Origin of the sequence: uncultured Chryseobacterium sp. (assembly GCF_936933875.1) — a bacterium.
Classification (GTDB): domain Bacteria; phylum Bacteroidota; class Bacteroidia; order Flavobacteriales; family Weeksellaceae; genus CAKZIK01.
The window spans coordinates 50,323-73,345 of sequence record NZ_CAKZIK010000069.1 but is presented as its reverse complement, the minus strand read 5'-3'; the positions used below and the strand labels follow the sequence as shown (position 1 = coordinate 73,345).

The window sequence follows — 23,023 nt, the reverse complement described above, 5'->3', positions numbered from 1 at the left end:
CGCTGTCATTGAGTTTTTTATGAAGATCATTGGCAATTTTTTGAGAAATAGTAACATTGCCGTTAAAGCCAACTTCAGTAACATTTGGCGTTGTTCCTTCCACTAAAAACTTTTTAAATCTTTCGCGGTCGAAATCCTTTCCTATTCCTTTAAAAATAATACCCGCAAAATTGTTTTCAGTCCTTAAAATTCCGTTAACTGTAACGTATTTTTGTACGCCTTCAACTTCGGGAACATTTTTGATTCCACTCACGCTTAATCCCTGTGTATTGAGAACTGACGAGTTGTAAGAATTATTGGATCTAGTAGATTTTATTGAAATTTCTCCGTTAAAATCTCCCATCCTGTTTTTAATCGCCTGTTTGGAACCGATTCCCGTGGAAACTGTAATTAACGAAACAATGATTCCCAAAGCCACGGAAAGCCGACCAATAAAGATGATAATCCGTGAAAGATTATTTTTGTTATCTTTGGAAAAAGCAATTTTTTTAGAAAAATATAAAGGAAAATTCAATCTGATGAGTTTAAAAGCCAAATTTAGAAATTTACTTCTTATATCCCTAATTTATTTAGGAACCTCAACAATTTTCAATGCTCAAAATATTGATAAAAACTGCTTTAAAACTGCAGCAGACCGTCCGGAATTATTCCTGCCTCTTCTGCAGAATAAAACAATTGGCGTTGTAACGAACAATACCGGACTTTTAAGCGACAAAACCCATCTTGTTGATTTTTTGGTAAAGAATAATATTAAAATTAAAACCATCTTTGCTCCGGAACACGGTTTCCGCGGAAATGCAGATGCTGGAGAACATGTAAAAAACGGTGTAGATGCTAAAACCGGAATTTCTATTGTTTCATTGTATGGCGACAACAAAAAACCAAAACCCGAACAACTTGCCGGAATTGATATCGTTTTATTTGATATTCAGGATGTTGGAGTACGATTCTACACTTATATTTCTACTTTAACCTACGTAATGGAAGCTGCTGCTGAAAATAATAAGGAAGTGATTGTTTTGGACAGACCAAATCCTCATGACGGCTACATTGACGGACCTGTGATGAAAGACCAGTGGAAATCTTTTGTAGGAATGCACAATGTTCCGGTAGTTTACGGATTAACAATTGGCGAATACGGAAAAATGGTGAACGGTGAAAAATGGCTGAAGAATGGAGTTCAGGCTAAATACATGGTAGTTCCTATGCAAGGTTATCATAAAAAACAGCGCTACGGAATGCTCGACAGACCTTCGCCAAATTTGCCTAATGACCAAGCCATCAACCTTTATCCAAGTCTTTGTTTTTTTGAAGGAGCACAAGTTTCCGTTGGTCGCGGTACAGATTTACCTTTCCAGATTTATGGAAGTCCGTGGACGAAAAATATGCCTTATCAATTTACACCAAAGCCTAATTTCGGTGCAAAAGATCCATTCCTTAATGGAAAACTGTGTTACGGAGAAAATCTTTCGAATAATACTGAAGATTTACGTTATTTAAATTTAAGCTGGTTAATTAACGCTTACAAGAATTATAAAAACCCTTCTCTCCCTTTCTTTTTGAAAAATAACTGGATTGATAAATTGGCCGGAACCGACGAATTAAGAAAACAAATTATCGCCGGAAAAACTGAAGCTCAGATTAAAAAAACCTGGAAAACCGATTTGGAAAACTTCCAAAAAATTCGTGCAAAATACGTGATGTACGAAGACTAATAGAAATTATCGAAAGGTTTATCGTCCTTATTTTTATAGATAACAAACATCCCGATACTCAATCCTATAACTCCAGCAACGGCTGTCATTAAAGCACGCGAAAGTTTGTCGGCTTCATCACTTCCCAAGTAATTCATCAGGAAAAGAATAGTAAAGGTGATAATGGAAACAATAATATGGTTTCTGCTGAAAAGTTTCATAATTATTTAATTTTATAGGAAAGCATAATTCCTCCGCGATAAGGTAAAAATTCGCCACTTCTGTTCCAGCCTTCGGCTTTGTCATAACGAATCCAATCCGGTGGAACATTTTCATATCCGTGGTAATAAGACTGTACAGTTCCGGCTCCCAGAAATACATCAATATTCCAGTTTTCTTTCCATTTGAACTGATAACCAGCAGTTCCTCCTAACATGAAAGTAAAACCACGTTGAAATTTGTCCGTTCCGGAATAATTCCATTTCGTAACATCGAAAACTCCAGTTCCCGCATTCGCTCCTACATACCACCCATGAAAGGCTTCTTTAAAATAGTATCTTCCTTCCAAATGTCCCATGTAAATTTGAGCATGATTACCTGCAAAAGATTTCCATGGTGAAATAAAAACATCTGTCTGAAATGTATATTTTGGTCTTAACTGATATTCCAAACCGGCGTTCAATATTCCGATGGGTAGGAAAAGTGCATTTCCTTTTACGTATAACTGATGTTCTTTTTCCTGCGCAAGACTGGCCACAAAACTCATTAATGAAATGCAGAAGAAAATCTTTTTAAAAATCATCTTATTTAATTTCTGACAATAATTTTAATGCAGCAGATTGATCTCTTCCGTTTGCAGCAGCAATATTTGCAGCTTCCTGAGCCAAAGTTTTTGCAGCGGTTTTATTGCCGGTCTTCCAATACAGTTTAGCCAGAATATAGGTGTTTTCTGGCGTTTTAGATTTTGCTACAGATTTTTCTTCCCAAACTACAGCCTGCTTCAAAGCTACAGGATTGGTGATGTGTTCTGAAAAGATGTAAGCAACCCTGTCTAGTTCTGTACTTTCAAAGTTATCTCCGTTTCCGTAATATTCTAATGCAGCTTTTTCAAACTCCTGGAAATTTCCAACTGAAGGATAAAAATTAAGTTTCAAACGGTTTAAAGCATTTCTGGCTTCCGTTGCACCCACCAGTTTTGTTCCTTCCGTCATAAAATAAGCATCGTTGATTTTCTTTTCATTGATATTGATGGATTTTTCAACCACATCATTCAATAAAATCTGAGAATCGAATTGAGTATAAATATTCTCCGGGAAAATTTTGATAATTTCTGCTTTATTGTCTTTGAAAACTTTGTAATTGGGATCTTTAGACGTTTTAATAAAGTAAATTAACATCGAAACTTCTTCCTGATTAAATTTTTTATCCTTCTTGTTCTGAAAATATCTTTCGGAAGCCAACTTGGCAAAAGCCGGATCTGTATTGGCGTTAATTTTTACAATATTTTTAAGGAAATCTGGTTCTTTTTCACCTTTTTCGAATCTTTGTTTTGGGCTGGCTTCATTATTTACCGTTCCGTTGGCTGTAGATGCCACCATCAAAAAAGCATCTTCATCCATATAACCAAAGGACTGGTAAACAACTTCTCCATCGCCATTCAAAAAAAGATAAGTTGGATAAGAGCGGATGCTATATCTCTGTGCAATAGTTCTGCCCTCCCCTTTTTCCATATCAAAATGCGAGTTGATAAAATGGGTGTTGAAATAATTTTTCACCTTTTCCTTCGGAAAAATATTTTTCTCCATCATTTTACATGGTCCACACCAAGACGCATAAGCATCCAGAAAAACAAGTTTTTTCTCTTTTTTGGCTTTAGCAAGAATTTCGGCAAACGTAGTAGTTTCAAAATTGATTCCCTCCTGCGAGAAAGCAAGTAAAGAGAAAACAAGGGAAAACAGCAATATTATTTTTTTCATCTTTTTATTTTCGATTTCGGCGCAAAGATAAGGAGAAAAATAATACGAGGTAAAAATGAAAAAAGCCCGAAAAAAATCGGGCTTTTCTGTGGTTTCTCCAGGAATATTAACTTCTTTCGTATCGCCTGATGGTAGGCGCTTTATGAAAGGGAGATTTTCAAGGTAACCGATTATTCCACCATGTGAAATACAACAATTTTTGCTTAAATCTTAGATTGTAAATTTATGAATATATTTTGAATTAATTGCACTTGAAATTAATGTCTTTATCTCATTTTATGTTCCAATTTTCTATGGTGGGTAGTTCCGTTTTTTAAAACCACTTTTTCAAAAAAACAATTTTTCAAAATCACCTTTCAAAATAGAAAAACGAGTTCCGAGTTTTTTCAAATCCTTTCCGACAGGAAGGCAAGAATTCTTTGAAACCCAATTTGAAAAATTGTGGGCACAAAGACACATCTTGCAACTAAAATTTTGTAGTAAGTTCGAAATTCTTTAGAAGTCTGAAAACGCAATGTGGATGGGCGTTCTAGAGGTTTTATACATTGTTAGGACGGATTTGCTTTTTAAAGAAAAAAACAGGAAAAGATATAGGTTTAGATTGTATCTTTTTTACCCAGGTTATAGGATTGGGTGTATCTAATTTACTCTGGTTAATGACAAACCTGTGGTTAAATTACGCAGGTAAATTCGTACCAATATATTATTTTCGCAGGTTGTAAGAATTTTGATTTTTTAGGATTTTATACGTTAACTTCAAGACTTTCTTAACAATTTTCAATCCTTCAAATAAACTTTCACTAACTCACTCTGCAACATCAAATCGTATCTACTTTTTATTAAGTTGTAATTCGCTTGAAGCCAAGAGTTTCGCACCATAAAAAAAGTGTAGGCATCCATCATTCCTTCTTTATATTTTTCTTCGGATTTTTGGAAGGACAGTTTTTGATTTTCAAAATTTTCTTCGAGGGCTCTATATTTCTCTTGTGCGTTTCGGTATTGAATTTCGATAGTTTTAAGATTTTTCGTCAATTCTAAAACTACTTTGTCTTTTTCCAATGAAGTGTTTTCGGCGGAAAGTTTTGCGAGTTCTACTCTATTTTTAGTTTGAAAGCGATTAAAAATGGGAACATCCAAACCGAAAGAAACGTAATTATTTTTATTTTGCTTAAACTGTTCTGAAAACTGATTTGCAGGTTGAGCTCCCAACTCTTTACTGAAAAAAGTTGACCATTGATACATTCCCGAAAGTCTTGGATAATAATCAGATTTTGCAAGTTCTATACTTTTTGAAGCAATTTCATTTTGCTTGATGGCATTCTGATAAAGTGGATTCTTTTCCAATAATTTTTGAACGAAATCTTCATTGTTGATAAGTACGTTTTCAGGATTTTCTTCATTTAAGACAAAGTCAATTTTATCATCCAACAAACCAATGGCGTTTTGAAGAATAATTCTTGAAAGTTCTTTTTGATTTTGTGCAGAAATCCATTGTTCCTTTATCGTTCCGAGATTGGCTTTGATGTCGTAAATATCACTTTTCGGACGGTTTCCAATTTCCACTTCTTTTTCGGTACGCTTGATCTGCTCCTCTATTCCTGAAATTTGGGTTTGCAAAACCTCTAACCACGCTTTGTCGTATTGATACTGAAAAAACTGTTGAATGACATTTAAAGAAATATCATTTTGCGCAGATTTTAATCGATATTCGGAACTTTCTTTATTGAGTTTGCTTAAATTGATATTCGCATAATTTTTCCAATTAAATAATTCCAGCGGAGTTGAAATGCTGAATTGGTCGTATTGTGTATTCAAGGTTTTTCTTGAATTTGTGGAAGGGTCAATCGTGGAACCAAAACTGTAATTATGATTGATTCCCGCATTTATAGCAGGTAAAAGATTTCCTTTTGAGATAGCAATATTCCGGTCGGATTTCTGAACTTCAAGAATGCTTTGTTTGATTATTGGATGATTCTTCAACGCATAATCCAAAGATTGTTGCAAAGTCCAATTTTGAGAAAAAATTGCTGAAGAAATTAATATTAAAATATATTTTAAACTTTTCATAGACTATTTTTTTGACACATTAGTCACATAAGTTTTTAGATTTTCATACCTCATATTTTAGAACACTTAAGCTCAAAAATCTTCGATTTTTATCTTATGTGAGCTTTTTTCGCACTTTACATTTTTTCTAATATGACTAATGTGTTTAAAATCATTCGTATTTAAGGTATTTCACCAAGTTCACTTGTGTTGCACGATACGCCTTAATACTAACAACAGCGAAAGTCAAAAGCAGTAAAATCACAAAACTCAACACATACGGAAACCAAGGCATTTCAATTCGGTAAGCGAAATCTTTCAGCCATTCGTTCATAAAATAATAACTGATTGGAATGCTTATTAACACCGCTATTGCAGAAATGATCAAGAATTTTTTCGTTAAATCTAAAACGATTGATTTTTCTGATGCTCCCAATATTTTTTTGATGGCGACATCTTTCAACTTTTGCTCAATCAATAATGATGAAAGTGCGAATAAACCGAGTAAAGCGACTGTTAGAACAATGATGTTTAGTATTGTGAACAGCGTTTGTTGTTTTTGGTATTTTTCAAAGGTTTTAGCAAACTCCTTGTCCACGAAATAGTATTCAAATGGATAATCAGGTTCTATTTCTTTTTCCCAAAAATTTTGGATTTGCTTTAATGTTTTGTCAATATTTTCTGCCTTTAATTTTATGTCGATTCCATTCATATTATTTTTGGTAAAAGCACTTCCGTAATAAAAGAAAACCATTGGAGAAATTTGCTCAGAAACGCCTGAAATATTGAAATCTTTGGCAACACCAATCACTTCATAGTTTTTACCGTTAAAACCGAGTTGAATTTTTTTACCAACTGCATCTTTATTTGACCAGCCAAAATCACTTGTAATTTTTTGATTCAAAACAACACTACTTGCAGTATCACTAGCTAATTTTTCATCAAAATCCCTTCCTTCCAAAATCGGAATTCTGAACATTTTAAAATAATTCAAATCAATACCTCCTGCTCCTCCTCTTGTAGTTTTCGTAGTATCAGGAATCGACTTCATAATACTTGATGCACCAATCCACTTTCCAATAGTACTAAAACCATAAGTTACATCTTGCACTCCCGGATTTTGTCTAAATATCGTTTTCATCAACTCATATTTTCTTCGATTTTCTCCTGTTTTGTAGTTGTTGGTTTTGAAATCAATATGGATAATTTGGTCTGCGCTAAAACCTAAATCCTTCTGCATCATATATTTTACTTGGTTATGGACAACCAAACTACAAATTATAAAAAATGAAGAAAAAATAATTTGCATACACAGAATGAAATTCCTCAACCAGATACCATTTGAACTTCTTGAAAAATTTCCCTTTAAAGTAAGAATCGGTTGATATTTAGAAATATATAATGAAGGAATTAATCCAGCCGACACACTCACCACAATCAGAACTGCAAGAAAGATTGGAAATTCTTCTCTAAAATTGATGGCAATATTCACATCCATAAAACGATTAAAGAATGGTAAAATCAATTCTATAAATGCCATCGAAAGAATAAGTGAAAAAAGTATTAATAAAAAAGTCTCAAAAATAAATTGGGCTAAAATCAGTTTTCTGGTTGCTCCAATTGCTTTTTTTACGCCCACTTCTTTTGCTCTTTTCGACGCTAATGCCGTGTTGATATTAATAATATTAATACAGGAAAGAAGCAAGACTAAAAATGTAAGAACGGTTAAAATATTCAAGTTTTTAGTATCGGTTGCATCATAAGGTTTTGATTTAGAATTAAATTTTAATTGACTTAAAGGAGTTAGAAAAACATTCACCTCTTTTTCTAATTTTTTATCCGTATAAAAAGGCAATTTCTTCATTTCTGAAATCATCTTTGAAGTCAGCTTCTTTTCTAATTGAGAAATATCTATATTCGGTTTTAATTTGAAAAAGCCATAGTAGGAATAATTATTTGCCCAATCCGTTTTTTCATCAAATGCATCGGTACGCACAAAATAATCGCCACTAATGAATGTATTATAAGGATTATCATAAACAGTTCTAACAATGTATTGTTTGTCCAAAACATCATCTTTCAAAACCTTTCCAATAGCATCTTGATAATTATTACCGAAAATTGTTTGGGCAACTTTTGTAGAAATTGCAATTGAGTTTTTTTCTTTAAAAGCGTTATCTGGGTTTCCTGCCAATATTTGCAATGGGAAACAATCAAAAAATCCGTCATTTACATAAGCCGAATTGCCATAAAAAGATTTGTTACCCGATTTTAATTTTATTTTTCCGCTCGTAGTAAAGATGACTGAACTTTCAATTTCGGGAAATAACTCCGGACTTTCTTTCAATTCTCCCGTTGAAGACATCGGCATTACGCCACCGTCGGGAATTTGATTTTCTATGAAATAGATATGGTCTTTATTGGGATTCCATTTTTCAAAAGATTTTTCGTGATTCCAATAAAGTAGTATTAAGATAAATCCAGTCAGTCCTAAAGTAAGTCCGAAGAGATTAATCAGCGTCGAAAGCCAATTTTTTCGGTAGTTTGCGAATGCTATTTTGAGCCAATTACTTAACATAGTTTTATTTGTTTCAGGTTTCAATTTTCAATTTCTAGTGCCATTTTTTGACACATTAGTGACATAAGTTTTTTTTAATTCTCATACTTCTGATTTAGAACACATTAGTTTGAAATCTTCGATTTTTTACCTTATGTGAACTTTTTTGCGCATTGTATTTCTTCTAATGTGACTAATGTGTTGAGAAACTATTCGTATTTAAGATATTTAACCAAGTTCACTTGCGTTGCACGATACGCTTTGATGCTCACAACTGCAAAAGTCAAAAGCAGTAAAATCACAAAACTCAAAACATACGGAAACCAAGGCATTTCAATACGGTAAGCGAAATCTTTCAGCCACTCATTCATAAAATAATAACTGATAGGAATACTGATTAACACGGCGATTGCAGAAATTACCAAGAATTTTTTCGTTAAATCTAAAACGATTGATTTTTCGGAAGCACCCAATGTTTTTTTGATGGCGACGTCTTTAAGTTTTTGTTCGATTAATAATGATGAAAGTGCGAATAAACCGAGTAATGCGACGGTGAGAACGATGATGTTTAGTATCGTGAAAAGTGTTTGTTGTTTTTGATATTTCTCAAAGGTTTTGGCGAATTCTTTATTTACAAATGAGTAATTGAAAGGATATCCTGGTTCTGCTTTTGTTTCCCAAAAATTTTTGATTCTTGAAACGGTTCCATCAATATCATTTTTATTGAGTTTTACTTCCATAAAATACATATTATTCCTTTTCCATTCGGTTACAAAATAGTGGAAGAAAACTACTGCAGGCGTTTCACCCTTTACATTCCATAAATTGTAATCTTTCACTATGCCAATGATTTTATATTGTTTATCGTCAAATCCCGGTTTCAGTTCATTTTTCAACGCATCATCCGCTGTCCAACCCATTTGTTTAACAAAAGTTTCATTAACCAAAACTGTATTTATGGTGTCCGACGAATATTTTGGCGAAATATTTCTTCCCTTTACCAATTTCATATCAAAGAAATCGAGGAAGTTATAATCCATTGCACCGTGTTGTGCGGTTACGCTTTTATTGCGCCAATCCATATTAGAGGAACTTCCTCCTGTTGTTGGCGTTGCTTCTCCAAAAGTCACATCTTCTACTCCGTTTACTTTTTTGAGTTCGGTTTTTAGACGTTCATATTTTTTATAACTCAAATCTTTTGTACTGTAATAAATGGTAATAACCTGATTTCCATTGAATCCTAAATCTTTATTCATCATATATTTCACCTGTTGATGAATGATGATTCCGCCAATGATGAAGAATGAAGAAATAATCAATTGTAAGGTGAGGATTCCGTTTCGCAACCAAACACCGTGACTGCTTCTTGAGAAATTTCCCTTCAAAGTATTAATTGGTTTAAAATTAGAAAGGTAAATAGCAGGAATTAACCCCGAAAACAAGACTACAAGAAAAGTCATTATCGCAGAATAAGCATAAATTGTCCAATCATTCATCGCCATTTCTTTATCCAAAAACTTGTTGTAGGAAGGTAAAAGCAACTCCACTAAAACCAATGAAAGGAAGTAAGCGAAGACGCAAATCAGCATTGCTTCAACCAAAAACTGAAAAATCAATTGGGTTTTCGTGCTTCCAATCGCTTTTTTCACACCGACTTCTTTTGCGCGTTGCGAACCTTGAGCGGTTTTTAGATTGATGAAATTAATGGCTGAAAGAATCAAAATCAAGACTGATAATCCAAATAATATTTTGATGGTTTTATAATCTGCTTTACCCTTGAAACCTGATTTTGCCTCTAATCTTGCCTTATCTAAACGAGTGAGATAAAATTCGTTCGGACCGTATTTAGTAAGCATTTCTTCAAGCGTTACATTTTCTTTTTGCAACTGTTCTTTCGGGTATCTTTTCTTAATAAGAACTTTTTCAAAAATATCCTTTTCAACATTTGCAATGTTTGAATTCGGCTTTATTTTCACCAATGCTTGGTAAGAATTATTTCCCCAATTCTGATAACCTTTCTTAATGTTTTCGCGGTCGTCTTTCATCGTTTGCGATAAGACTACATAATTAGGCTTTACTACAGAATTACCTTTTGGCAAAGTATAAACTGCAGTTACGATGTATTTTGCATCGCTTAATGTCAATTCTTTTCCTACAGGATTTTCGTCTCCAAAAAGTTGTTTGCTCAATTTATCTGACAATGCAATTTTGTTGTAATCGCTCAAAGCACCTTTGTAAGAGCCAAACTTTAGTTTAAAAGGGAAAAAATTAAAGAAACTTTCCGAAGTTGATTCACCTTCTTTTACATACTGACTTTTACCGCTATTGGTTTTCATCAAGCCTTCTTTGTTGTCGTAAGCAAACATTACGAAATCTTCAATTTCGGGAAGTTCGTCCGTTGCAGTTTTTGTCATTTGATAAGACATATTATTGTTCGTCCAATCCACTGTCTTATAATATTGTTGAAGAAAATAAATGTCTTTTTTCTGTGGATTCCATTGTTCATAACTCGCTTCATCATTCCAATGAAGCAGAATCAGCATAAATCCTGTCAATCCCAAAGTCAATCCGAAAAGATTGATAAATGTGGAAAGCCAATTCTTTTTATAGTTGATGAATGCTATTTTGAGCCAATTTTTAAGCATAACAATTTTTGCTTTTTAGTTTTTTTTGAAACCTAACAAGTTTCAGAAACTTGTTAGGTTTACTTTAGTATATAGAATGAATGTTTGATTTTAAAGTGCCAAATCTTCCTGAGATTTTTCAAAATAATCCTTTGTTCTATCCGAAATTTGCTCGTTGAAAATTTCGCCGTCCTTCATATTGATAATTCTTGAGGAAAAACCTGCATCGTAAGAAGAGTGCGTCACCATAACAATTGTAGAACCTTCTCTGTGCAATTCTGCGAGTAAATTCATCACTTCATTTCCGTTGTTGCTGTCCAAGTTTCCTGTCGGTTCATCGGCGAGAATGAGTTTTGGTTTTGTCACCAATGCTCTTGCAACGGCAACTCTCTGTTGTTGACCGCCCGAAAGTTGCTGTGGATAATGTTTTCCACGATGGTCGATTTGGATTTTTTGCATTATTTCGTTGACACGCTTTTTTCTTTCGGAAGAAGGAACTCCGTTATAAAGTAATGGCAACTCTATATTTTCAAATACTGAAAGTTCATCAATCAGATTAAAATTTTGGAAAATAAAACCAATGTTTTTCTTCCTTAGAACCGATTTTGTCTTTTCGGTTGTTCCTACAATCTCGTTGTTTAAAAACTTGTATGAACCGTTTGACGCTTTATCCAAAAGTCCCAAAATATTGAGCAAAGTAGATTTTCCGCAACCTGAAGGTCCCATTATTGCGACAAATTCGCCTTCATTGATTTTTAAACTTACTTTATTTAACGCTGTCGTTTGCACTTCGTCGGTGCGGTATATTTTTGATAGGTTTTCTGTGGTAATCATATTATTTGAAGTTTATGATTTGAAATTTATTTTTTGACACATTAGTCACATTAGTTTTTTAAAATTTTTTGCCTCATATTTTAGAACACTTTAGTTCTGAAAATCTTTGATTTTCACTCTTTGTGAACTTTTTAGATTTGTATTATTTCTTCTAATATGACTTATGTGTTTAAATTCATTTTTTTATTTCGTGTACACTTTTGCAAGAGAGGTTACTTCTTGATTCAGATTTTGATATTTCAAATTTTCAAGATAGACTTTTGCAGTACTTGTTGCTTCCACATTGATTTTATTGGTTGTTCCGCTTAACTTTACTTTTGAGGCGGAAGTTGCTTCTACATCAATATTTTTGGCTTGAACATTCGCATCAATTCCCGAGGCACTTGTTGAAACTATGTTTAGTTTTTCAGCAAAAATATTTCCTGAAATTTGACCTGCACTGTGCAAATTCAAAGCGAGTTTATCCAATTTAAAATCGTCCGAAATAAAAATTCTTCCTGCACTTGAAGCATCTAATTTTTTAAAATCATTGGTATAAACAGTGACTTCAGTTTTTACGTTTTGTAGTGAGCTATTATTGTCATATTTCACTTTCAATATGCCATTTTCAGAAGAAACTACAATTAATCCAAGTGCATTTGAGTTCACCACCACTTTTTGCTTGTCAGATTTTTTAATGAAAAATTTCATTCCTGAATTGGCTCTGATTTCTGAAAAGTGGGAGACAAAAAACTCGCGACTTTCCATCGGTTTTGAGGAATAATTTTCTGCTGAATTATAATCAGAATTTTGATAATTTCCGTAAGAACCATTTCCATCAGTTTTAATGGTAATACACGAACTCAAAGTAACACTTGCTAATAAGGTGAGGATAATTGTTTTCATTTTTATTTTTTATTTTAGAAATATATTGACCATATAAAGAATTGCTTCAAGAATTAAGGTGATCATATTTTTATTTTTAAAAAGTTGAAGCCGGTGCCGTGCTGTTATTCAATTTTTTCTGTATCTGTATTTTTTTACCGCTTGAAAAATCATAGCTCAAACCGAGGACGAACATATTTTTATTATTGTAAATACGCGATATTCTGGTGTAATCCACAACGCTTTCAGGAAGACTCTTTGTTTTATATTCTGAAGGCATGCCCATCCAATACATTCCTGCTGTAAAAGCCCATTCTTTTAATTTATAACTTGCAAATATGTTGTTCGCATTTTCAGTGCTAGTTAAGAACGCTCCATAAAGCATATTTGTAGGAATACTAAATTGGTATTGGATATAAAAAGACTTGTATTCTGACGAAATCACAAAATTATTTCTAATCTGATTATTTGTAATTTCTTTGCCATTAACTGTTTTAACTTTGGTTGAAGCGGGAACAATAAAAGCCTTCAAAACCAACAGTTTATTACCAAACGGTTTTACCGATCCCGAAAATTGCAATCCAATATCTCTAGTATATTCGGTATTTTCATATGTTAGTCCGAAACCGTTATCAATTTCAATAAAGAACTGGTTATAAGCCTTGGGTTTGTATTCATAGAAAATAATTGAATTTAAATCCACAAACTTGTTATTGAAAGAATATTGGATATTTCCATAATAATCACCATATGATTTAAGATAGGGGTTACCATATTGAACAATATTTGGGACAACCTGAACAATATTTTTACTTAAAGAGGCACTGTTTGGACTATGGGGTCCATAATCAACATATAACCTCAACATCTGATTTTTGGATAATTCGTAACTTAAAGCAATTTTCGGATTTGGCGCCCAATCATCTTGTGTTGTTTCTGCACTTTTGTTGTGAATATTTGTAACGCCAAATCCTACACGATAACCCAACTTATCCCATTTTCCGGAGTATTCTGTATAAAGATATTGTTCTAAATAATTGACATCATAATGAGAGGTACCAAGCAAATTCACTAGATCATTTGAAATTGCCGTGTTTGAAATCCGATAACCGGAACTCAATTTTCCTTTTTCAAAACTATGAACGTGGGCTATTTCACCAACAATTCCGGTCTGTTTCGCCTTCAGGTTCATATCGTTGTTGAAAACATCGGAATTGTCCGCAATGTTCCATTCGTGGTCAAACTGTGAAGAATTCGTGGTATAATGAGAACCGATGAGGTTTAAACTCAACTCGTCTTTTTTTCCAATATTTTTAGAATAATACAAATCCAGTGTTGGTGCAATATAATTTGAATTACTATTGTGAACTGTGCTGTGGTTTTCCGTCAAATTATCTTGGGTGAAGATGCTTTTTCCTAATCCTTTGTTGAAATTGGAATTAATAAAAATACTTCCTTTCCCCTGAAAAGTATAATTTCCTGCAACCACATTGGCATAGCGCAGAGAAATGTTTTGATTTGTGTAACCAAAATGATCTTTTTGCTGTTCGGTGGAATTGTAGTGACTTCCGTTGAGGTTATAGTCGTAGATTTTATCAACAATCCGGTTGTCGTAATCTCGGAGATTGATATTGTATTCCAATCCGAAATCATTTTTGCCTTTGGTATAATTTCCATAAGCAGAGCCATTTACAAAACCTGTTGCTAAGGCAGAAGTAACATCTGCACCATAAGAATATCCTAACTCAGGATTTTTGGTAACGATGTTCACCACAGTATCTGCTCTCTGCGAATATCTCGCAGGTGGAATATCAAAATATTCAACCCTCACTACATTTGTCGGTGCAATACTTTTTATTTGGTTGTCACTTGCTTCAATTCCGTTAATTAAGAACAGAACTTTTCCGCCTTTAATGCTTGTAACGGTATTTGAAATGGGGTCTAATTGTAATTCGGGAAGCGTTGTTAATAAATCTTTGGAGTGTCTTGCTTTTCCTAATGCTTCCTTGTCAAAAGTATAATTCGCGTGGTCAGAAAACTGTTTTTTCTTTTGAGATTTCAATAAAATTTCTTGAATTTCTTTCGTTTTGATAATAGAATCGGAAGGTTTTGCTTCTTGGGAATATCCAAAAAACGGGGCTAAACCAATGGCAAGTATAAGTAGTTTTTTCATAATTCTTTTTTAATAAAGACAATACAGTTAGCGGTATTATTACAATTACTTTTTAATATTAAGTTCTTCATAATTTTTAAAATCACCATAATCCGACACGATTACTTTTTCACCCGCTTTTAATCCCAAAGTTACTTCGTAATACATTTGGTTTTCACGGTTTAGTTGAATATTTCGTTTTACTGCGTTGTCACCTTGAATCACGAAAATCCATTTTCCTGAAGTGTCTTTGTAGAAATTCCCTTTGGAAATCATTTTGCTTTGCGTGTCTTGCGAAAGTTTCAGTTTTACTCCGAAAGTCATCCCGATTTTTAGATTAATTGGTTTTTCATCTACAAATCCAAGTTCGGCGGAAAATTGTCCATCCTTAACTTCGGGAAGAATTTTGGTTACTATAATATCATAAGTTTTATCGTTGCTTTCCAAAGTTCCTTTAATTCCTACTTGAAGTTTATTGATGTAATATTCATCCACTTTTGCAACCAATTTATAGCCGTCCATTAAATCAATTTTCCCGATACTTTCACCGCTTGTCAAATTTTGACCTAATGAAATATTAAATGAAGACAACCTTCCGGAAACAGGCGCTAAAATCAAGAAATTGTTCTTGTTGTTCTTCAAAACATTCAGACTTTTCTGCATTTGATTGATGGAATTACTAATTGCGGAAATTTGCTGATTTCGGGAGTTTCTTTCGTTTACTAATCCTTGTTCTGTAATATTTTTTCTTTTTTGCTGATAGTTCAGGTTTTGAGAAGCCATATCGTAATCGGTTTTTTTGCCAATTTCAGCATCATAAAGTCGCTTTTGAAGATTAAAATTTTGCAAAGCCACATTATAATCGTTTTGTGCTTGAAGCAATTCTTTATTTTGGTTGAATTCTTGGTTTTTCAGTTCTAAAAGTGAATTTCTCATCTGCGAAATCTGTTGCATAATTCCCGTCTCTTGATTCAGATAATTAAATTCCGTATTCGGATTGTATACTCTCGCCAAAGGTGCTCCTTTGTTGACCAATTGTCCGTCTTCTGCATAAATTTCCTTTACAGCACCACCTTCCAAAACATTTACCAAAGAAGAATTCAGCGATTGCGTTTGAGCGGTAATCAGCATTACATCTTCAAATTTACCGAAAGTGACTTCCGAAATTTGAATGTCTTCTGCTTTCACATTATAGGTTTTCTTTTGTTTAAAAAAGTAAAACGCTGAAATACCTAAAAATGCCAAAGCCAAAACGCCGATTAAAATTATTTTGAATTTAGATTGTTTTTTCTCTATTTTCGTATCCATTATACGTTACTGATTTACAAATAATTACACTATTGTTGTACCATTAAAAAATGAGTTTGTAAGTTATTGATTTATAAGATGTACAAAAATTGAATTATAAAAAAAGTGTTCGTTTTCGGACAGTAAGTGTACAGAAACGGACAGTTAAAGTTTAAATGAGAAAGAAAGAAGCCACGATTTTAATTGTTGACGACGATGAAGACATCCTTTTTTCGGCGAGAGTTTGGTTGAAAAAATTCTTTGAGGAAGTGATTACCATCAATTCACCAAAGAAAATAATTTCCGCTCTTAATGAAAATAATGTTGATGTCATTCTTTTGGATATGAACTTTCGTCGCGGTTTTGAGGACGGAAAAGAAGGTTTATATTGGCTAAAAGAAATTCAGGAAATCAACAAAAATATTCCTGTGATTTTAATGACGGCTTATGGAGAAGTGGAACTCGCTGTGGAAGCTCTGAAAAAGGGCGCAACCGATTTTATACTAAAACCGTGGAACAATGAAAAACTTTATGCTTCTGTAAATCTTGCCGTAGATATTTCCCGAAAAAACAAGAAACTTCAACAGTGGGAAAACCTGCAAACCTCAATTTCTGAATACAATTTGGAAACGAAATCCCCAAAAATGCAGGAAGTGATGAAAACTTTGAAAAAAGTTTCGCCAACCGACGCCAACATTTTGCTTTTGGGCGAAAATGGAACAGGAAAATTTGTTTTGGCAGAATACATTCACAAAAATTCTAAACGAAATAGTGAACCTTTTGTTCATATCGATTTAGGTTCTCTTTCTGAAAATTTGTTTGAAGCCGAACTTTTCGGCTATGCGAAAGGTGCATTTACAGATGCAAAAACAGATAAAGCAGGAAAAATAGAAAATGCCAATGGCGGAACAGTTTTTCTAGATGAAATTGGGAATCTTTCGCCTCAATTACAGCAAAAAATCCTGACTTTAATTCAAACCAAAAAACTGACGAGAATTGGCGAGAACAAAGAACGGTTTTTAGATATTCGATTTATTTTTGCAACCAATGCAGATTTGAAAAAGTTTGTTGGTGAAGGTAAGTTCCGAGAAGATTTGTATTATAGAATCAATACCGTAGAAATTGAAATTCCACCTTTGAGGGAAAGAAAGGAAGATTTGCAAAACTTGTCTGAATTTTTCATTCAAAAATATCAGAAAAAATACGCGAGAGAAGATTTGGAATTTGAAAATGATGAGGAACTTAAAAATTATCATTTTCCGGGAAATATTCGTGAATTGGAACACACTATTGAACGAGCGATTATTCTTTCGGAAGACGGAAAAATCAATCTTGCATTGAAAAACAATCCTATTTCACCAGCCGAAAATTTAACTTCATTAAATTTGGAGGAAATGGAAGAAAAAATGATTTCAAACGCTTTGAAAAAATACAAAGGAAATATTTCTCTTGCTTCGGAAGCATTGGGATTGACGAGAGCATCGCTTTATAGAAGAATGGAAAAATTTGGTTTATAATCCCGAAAAACTCCGAGAAATGTCAAATTATTATGCTACTAAAGTGAAAAAATTCCATTATTTTGACAATTTGAAAGTTTTTTATGCCACGAATACACGAATAAGAATATTTGTGCATTCGTGGCATTTTTTAGTTCTAAAAATATTCTGATTTATTTTATGAAAATGGCGGTTTCTTTTCAGTGGATAATCTTGGTGCTTTTGTGCATTGTTTTTCTGTTTTTCGGATATGATTTTTTTATTGCCAAAAAGTATATCACTGCTTTACTTTTTTCGGGAATTGGGTTTTTGTTTTTGGGGTATTCTTGGATTTTAATCAACCAAAAAATCGCTGAAACCGAGAAGATCATCACTTCCATCCGAAGAAAAGATTTTACACTTTTCCCAAAGGAAGATGATACTAATGAACTGAAAAATGAAGCCGTAAAACTTTACTATCAAGCCAAAAACGAGAACACGCAACTCACTTCCTTCAAATTATTGTACGAAAATATTTTGGCTAAACAGGAAATTGGTTTCCTAATTCTAAATAAAACTTCAACAGAAAACGATTGGAAAGTTTTCTTTTGCAATCCTACATTTCTCAACATTTTGCAAGTTCCGAAATACAATGATTGGGATTTCTACAAAGAAAAATCTCCTAATTTTTATACTTTAATTGAAAGTACAAATTATCGAGATTCTCAAGAATTCATTGATATTTCCGTGAAGGAAAGTTCAAAACAATCCTTTTCAATCCGCACAACGACAATTGAAAGTCCTGACCAAATTTTCTGCGTAGTTTCATTGGAATCGGTTCAGAAAATCATCGATAAAAAAGAAAAATTAGCTTGGAATAATTTAATGAAAGTGATTTCTCACGAACTTTTAAACACTTTGACACCCGTAAACAGTTTGATTCAAAATTTGGAATATCTCGCCGAACAAGATGAGTTGAATAAAGATGACCAAGACGAAATGAAAGGAAGCCTGCAAATTATCAACTCAAAATCACAGCAGTTGCTTCATTTCATTGACAGTTACCGACAAGTTGCCGAACTTCCAAAACCGAAAAAATCACTTTTCAACCTGAAAACCACGATTGAAAATGTGCTGCAAATTTTTGACAGTGAGTTTAAAAGTAAAAATATCAAAACACATCTCAACATCGCAGAACTTAATCTGAACGCCGACGAAAAAATGGTGGAGAGAGTCTTGGTAAATCTTTTAACCAATTCTATGCACGCTTTAACTCATTCTGAAAAAAAGGAGATTTCGATTGAAACCCAATACCTGAACAACCGAACCGTCATAAAAATTCAAGACTTCGGAGAAGGAATAAACGATAAAATTCAAGACAAAATTTTCCTACCTTTTTTCACCACACGACAAAACGGTTCCGGAATCGGTCTAACTTTAGCAAAATCCATTATGGAAGCGCACAACGGATATATTGTTTATAGAAATGTGGAAGGAGGAAGTGTGTTTGAGGCTTGGTTTGTTTAGAGAATTTCCTTGGGAAATTATAACTAATTACATGGTGTTGTGGTATCAGAAAAATGCGAAATATAAAAAGTTCTAAAAGGGCTTTTTGTGATTTCTCAAGACTATGCACCCATGTATTTCTGTGACGTTAAATGATTCAGAAATTATAACTAGCAAAGATAAGTGATTAATTTTGATTGTGGTTATCCAATACATACAACAAGATGGCAAACGCATCTAAAAATTTAGTAATTTTTTGAAATAATTGCTATCCCATCCGGCTTTCAGGCGTTTCCCTTGCTCACCACTTTTAATGTTTTCCCGTTTTTTAGCAGATTCAGGGCGATCTTGTTGAGCAGCGAAAAGCTTTGTGAGTCATTCGCTGTCCTTTTTGGTCGCGATCGTGACAATGCTCTTCTCGACAAACAACAAATCCAAGATTTCGGGTATGGCCACAATTTCATTACTTCTTTCCTCCGTCTTTACCTGACCTAGACTAATTTTGTTCAGACCCGCCCATGCGTTTACGGTGTGCAACATTCGAACCGGATACTTTATTTTCGCAAGTTGTAAGAATTTTGATTTTTTTAAGAATTTATGAACTAACTTCAAGAATCTGTCAAAAATTTTTCAAAAGAAAAAGAAAAAAAGAAAGTCCTCCACTCTCGTGGAAGGAAAATGTGCTGCAATATTTTTTCAGAAAAATTTTGGGGCTAAATTTTTAATGACACAAAACTTTTTCAGAAAAACCTTTATGGCTTGATATTGCATCACATTTTCCTGACTACAAAACTTTGCTTTCTTTTTTTTTATTTTTTTAGTGTTTGCCGATACTCAATTGAAAGAATGTTAATGTGGTGATTATCTTTGTGTTTTTAATTTCAGGTGTCAAGAAAATATTTATACTTACTAAAGCAATATTTCTTCTAATTGGCTTTTCCAATTAATAAATCCTTTTTTATCATCTGAATAATCATGGAGAATTCTCGAAAAATCTTTTGGATTCGTCTCCAAATACATTTGCCTTCCGTTTTCTCGAATGAAAGTAAGTTGATTATCAATTTTCATTACGGCATTGATGACTGAAATTTTGCTTTTACCAGTTTTCCAAATGTAGGTTGCTTCTTCAGTGTCTAAAGTTTCCAACACTATGTAATGATGATCTTTTCCTGCTAAAAGAAACACAAATGAAAACGGCTGTAATACAAATCGAATTTTCATTATCTGACTTTTGTGCTTTTCAGCAAGAAACAAAACATGTGCTGAATGTTTATAGTTTCTGTTTACTAAAATTTGCTGTAATATTTGTTCAGCATCATTGAAGAGTTTTTCCTGATTCTGTAATTCTTCTGCTGTAAGTACGTTTTTCTCGTGAAATTTATTTCTTCCAATGAGTTCTTTATTCAGAAACTGAATTTTTGCACCTTCTACAATTTCTTCGTTTATTCGTTCAATATCACTTGATATGGCATTTTGTGCAATTAACTTACCTCTTTCGAATTCCGCAGAAATCTCCACATTAATTGTTCTGGATTTCAACACCTTTACAAAATAAGGCTTCAACACCTCAAGTTCTGGTCTAATCTCCATATTTTCGATATGAAATTCAAAAGTTGCGTTCATTTCCTGAATTGGATATTTGAAGGCAACACTTCTATAATGAAACTCCAAATCTTCAATCGCTACCTTAATTTTATTTTCAAAAATTTTTGTCGAATCGATTGGTGTTAACTCCTCTTTTATATCATCAAAAAGCGTTGCTTTTCTGGTAATTTTACGATAATTAGTGTTTCGCTTAAGAAATAATTTGTTTAAACAATCAATTTTATGGTCACAATAATCATAAATTATAGGGTTGATTTCCGAACGTTGAACTCTCCCAATGTATTGAATCATTTTTCCTTCAAATGAAAACGGATACACTAAAAACAGACTGTTAATACTTGATAAATCCGTTCCTTCACCAAAATATTGTCCTGTTGTTATCAGCACCTGAAAATTACCTTGATGCAAATTCTGCCATTTAGATTTTCGTGAATTTTCAGAATCGTCACCGCTCAAAGTTACCACTTCGTAAAACTGTTTTAAAAGTAAGTTTAAAGAATCGATGTGTTCTTTTCTTTCAGTAATGATAACCGCCTTTTTGCCTTTATCCAACTCACGTTCCACATCGTTCAGAATTAATCTATTTCGATTGGTGTCGTGAATCAAAATTTTTGATAAAGTTTCAAAACTGTCTGTTTTTGAATTGAAAGGAACATCCAGCATTGTTTTTCGAATCACAATTTCCGTAGGTTTTAAACTTTCTACATCTTCTGGTTTTACCTGCGTAATAATTTCACCAATGTGTGTGAAAATCATTTTCCCGTCATTATATTTTCGAAACGGAGTCGCCGTTAATCCATATAAATAGAAAGTTTTAAGTTTCTCAATGATATTTCGGAATGATTCTGCTGGAATATGGTGGCATTCATCAATAATTATAGTTCCAAACCTTTCAGCAATATCTTCCAAATATTTCGGCAGACTTTGAATGGTTGCAACTGTGATTTGCTTACCAATTTTCATTTTACCCGAACCAATGATTCCAATTTCTCTTTTAGGAATGCCTAGAAATGATTCTATTCTTTCACACCATTGCTCCAACAACTGTTTTCGATGAACGATTATGAGTGCAGGTTGCTTCTTTTCTGAAATTATTTTGAGACCTACCAAAGTTTTCCCTGAATTTGGTGGCGCAACTATGACTCCGAAATCTTTCTTTTCAACCGCTTCAATTGCTTTTTGTTGATGATTTCTCAAAGTTGCGTTAAACTCATAATTGACCGATAGTTTTTTCAATCTCATGTCTGAAAATTCGTGGTTAATGCGATTCTCTCTACAAAATCGAATAAGTTTACCAATAAAACCTCTTGGAATGAGAACTTCATTTTCAGTTTCTGTAACCAATTTAAAATAACGATTGGTTCCAAAAGTATTTCTACCAGATTGCTTTTTTACAAAAAATTCGGTGTTTGCAAAATTTAATTCCTCTTTTAAGAAATTGATGAGTATTTGTGGCAAACCAAATCTGCTTATTTTTACAATATTGTCCAAAGAAATTTGTAAATTTTTGCTTTGGATTATCATCTTTGTCTCAGAATTTGAAATTCCTTTCTGATATAAACCTTCTAGGTGTTCAATGGAAACTCGCTTAATATTTTGCAGAAAACTCAATTGATTTTCAAATTGTTCGAAAGTATTCGGATTAATAAAGCAACTATTTCCTTTCTCAAGAGATGGCTTAAAGAAAGGTAATGCAATTAAATTTCCCAATCCTTTTCCTGAAAGAAAGTCCTGATTTGGAAATAATCTGTCAAAACTCGAACTCTTATCAAACAAAGAAAAAATCTCTAATTTCTCTAGAATTGAAATGAATACTTTTCTACTTTTGATTGCAGGAAAAGGTTTTTCGAAAAATATCCAAACATGACCTCCATTTCCTGAACGAGACCGTTCCAAATATGCAGGAATATTTAATTTTTCACATGAATTCAAAAAAGAAACCGCTTCTTTTTGCCAATTTTCTTTATCAAAGTCAGCCACTAAAAACCATGAGGTATTGTCTTTTAGCAAGGGATAAATCCCGATTTGCTGTTGACCTTCCAAATGCTTTTGGAGTTCATTATCAGTTAATGGCAAATATGTTTTATGTGAATAATTTTGAAAAGTTCCGCCATTCTGTTTATGGATTCGAAAATGAAAAGGGTCATAAGTGCAAGAAGGCATATAACCACTTTTCCCGCTTTTCTCCCATCGAATCGCAAAAACATCTTCTCTTCCTTTAAAAAGAGACCGGAGAAATGAAATGTACTCTTGATTTGGATCATTCATGAATCACAACTAATACACTTATTGAATATTAATCCATGTAAAAGTATTCAAAAATATTTTCAAGAATTAGATTTATTAAAGTGAAAGTAGTGTTTGGAAGAGTTTTTTGATTTTTGATGAAAAAGTTTTTGATGA

At 33.2% G+C, this 23,023-nt stretch carries 14 protein-coding genes and 2 pseudogenes; 3 read left to right on the top strand and 13 right to left on the bottom strand.

Going from position 1 to position 23,023, the window contains the following annotated elements:
* Positions 1 to 514 (bottom strand): annotated as a pseudogene (locus tag Q0252_RS09790) (ABC transporter permease); the annotation flags it as partial.
* A 4-nt stretch (positions 515 to 518) separates the two neighbouring features.
* On the opposite strand from Q0252_RS09790, the gene Q0252_RS09785 reads away from it, so the two are divergent.
* Complete coding sequence (locus Q0252_RS09785) at positions 519 to 1,715, top strand: DUF1343 domain-containing protein (RefSeq protein ID WP_297985737.1); 1,197 nt, start codon at positions 519 to 521, stop codon at positions 1,713 to 1,715.
* Here Q0252_RS09785 and Q0252_RS09780 read toward each other — a convergent pair.
* The 10 genes from Q0252_RS09780 to Q0252_RS09735 all read right to left on the bottom strand — a co-directional run bounded on the left by Q0252_RS09780 (position 1,712) and on the right by Q0252_RS09735 (position 16,055).
* The gene (locus Q0252_RS09780) at positions 1,712 to 1,915 is read right to left on the bottom strand and encodes a hypothetical protein (protein ID WP_297985735.1); all 204 of its coding nucleotides are present in this window, start codon (positions 1,913 to 1,915) and stop codon (positions 1,712 to 1,714) included. The genes Q0252_RS09785 and Q0252_RS09780 overlap by 4 nt on opposite strands.
* A gap of 2 nt (positions 1,916 to 1,917) precedes the next feature.
* Complete coding sequence (locus Q0252_RS09775; protein WP_297985741.1) at positions 1,918 to 2,460, bottom strand: DUF3575 domain-containing protein; 543 nt, start codon at positions 2,458 to 2,460, stop codon at positions 1,918 to 1,920.
* Between the two features lie 37 nt (positions 2,461 to 2,497).
* On the bottom strand, positions 2,498 to 3,670 hold the full coding sequence (locus Q0252_RS09770) for a thioredoxin fold domain-containing protein (protein ID WP_297985734.1): 1,173 nt from the start codon (positions 3,668 to 3,670) through the stop codon (positions 2,498 to 2,500).
* A gap of 777 nt (positions 3,671 to 4,447) precedes the next feature.
* Entirely contained in the window at positions 4,448 to 5,737 is a 1,290-nt protein-coding gene (locus tag Q0252_RS09765) for a TolC family protein (RefSeq protein ID WP_297985732.1), read from the bottom strand.
* Positions 5,738 to 5,888: 151 nt separating this feature from the next.
* Complete coding sequence (locus Q0252_RS09760; protein ID WP_297985731.1) at positions 5,889 to 8,294, bottom strand: ABC transporter permease; 2,406 nt, start codon at positions 8,292 to 8,294, stop codon at positions 5,889 to 5,891.
* 188 nt (positions 8,295 to 8,482) lie between these two features.
* Positions 8,483 to 10,918: an ABC transporter permease gene (locus tag Q0252_RS09755; RefSeq protein ID WP_297985729.1), complete on the bottom strand. Its 2,436-nt coding sequence runs from the start codon at positions 10,916 to 10,918 to the stop codon at positions 8,483 to 8,485.
* Between the two features lie 90 nt (positions 10,919 to 11,008).
* Positions 11,009 to 11,731 (bottom strand): ABC transporter ATP-binding protein, encoded by a 723-nt coding sequence (locus tag Q0252_RS09750; protein WP_283943741.1) that lies wholly within the window; start codon positions 11,729 to 11,731, stop codon positions 11,009 to 11,011.
* Positions 11,732 to 11,914: 183 nt separating this feature from the next.
* The gene (locus Q0252_RS09745; RefSeq protein WP_297985728.1) at positions 11,915 to 12,616 is read right to left on the bottom strand and encodes a DUF2807 domain-containing protein; all 702 of its coding nucleotides are present in this window, start codon (positions 12,614 to 12,616) and stop codon (positions 11,915 to 11,917) included.
* Between the two features lie 76 nt (positions 12,617 to 12,692).
* Complete coding sequence (locus tag Q0252_RS09740; RefSeq protein ID WP_297985727.1) at positions 12,693 to 14,768, bottom strand: outer membrane beta-barrel protein; 2,076 nt, start codon at positions 14,766 to 14,768, stop codon at positions 12,693 to 12,695.
* 45 nt (positions 14,769 to 14,813) lie between these two features.
* Positions 14,814 to 16,055 (bottom strand): efflux RND transporter periplasmic adaptor subunit, encoded by a 1,242-nt coding sequence (locus Q0252_RS09735; protein ID WP_297985726.1) that lies wholly within the window; start codon positions 16,053 to 16,055, stop codon positions 14,814 to 14,816.
* Between the two features lie 155 nt (positions 16,056 to 16,210).
* On the opposite strand from Q0252_RS09735, the gene Q0252_RS09730 reads away from it, so the two are divergent.
* A complete protein-coding gene (locus Q0252_RS09730) occupies positions 16,211 to 17,551 on the top strand; it encodes a sigma-54 dependent transcriptional regulator (RefSeq protein WP_297985725.1) in 1,341 nt (446 codons plus the stop codon).
* A 165-nt stretch (positions 17,552 to 17,716) separates the two neighbouring features.
* Entirely contained in the window at positions 17,717 to 19,036 is a 1,320-nt protein-coding gene (locus Q0252_RS09725; protein WP_297985724.1) for a HAMP domain-containing sensor histidine kinase, read from the top strand.
* Between the two features lie 216 nt (positions 19,037 to 19,252).
* On the opposite strand, the pseudogene Q0252_RS09720 reads toward Q0252_RS09725, so the two are convergent.
* Both Q0252_RS09720 and Q0252_RS09715 read right to left on the bottom strand, forming a co-directional pair.
* Positions 19,253 to 19,407 (bottom strand): annotated as a pseudogene (locus tag Q0252_RS09720) (ISAs1 family transposase); the annotation flags it as partial.
* Between the two features lie 517 nt (positions 19,408 to 19,924).
* Entirely contained in the window at positions 19,925 to 22,888 is a 2,964-nt protein-coding gene (locus Q0252_RS09715) for a DEAD/DEAH box helicase (RefSeq protein WP_297985723.1), read from the bottom strand.
* Positions 22,889 to 23,023: the final 135 nt, after the last annotated feature.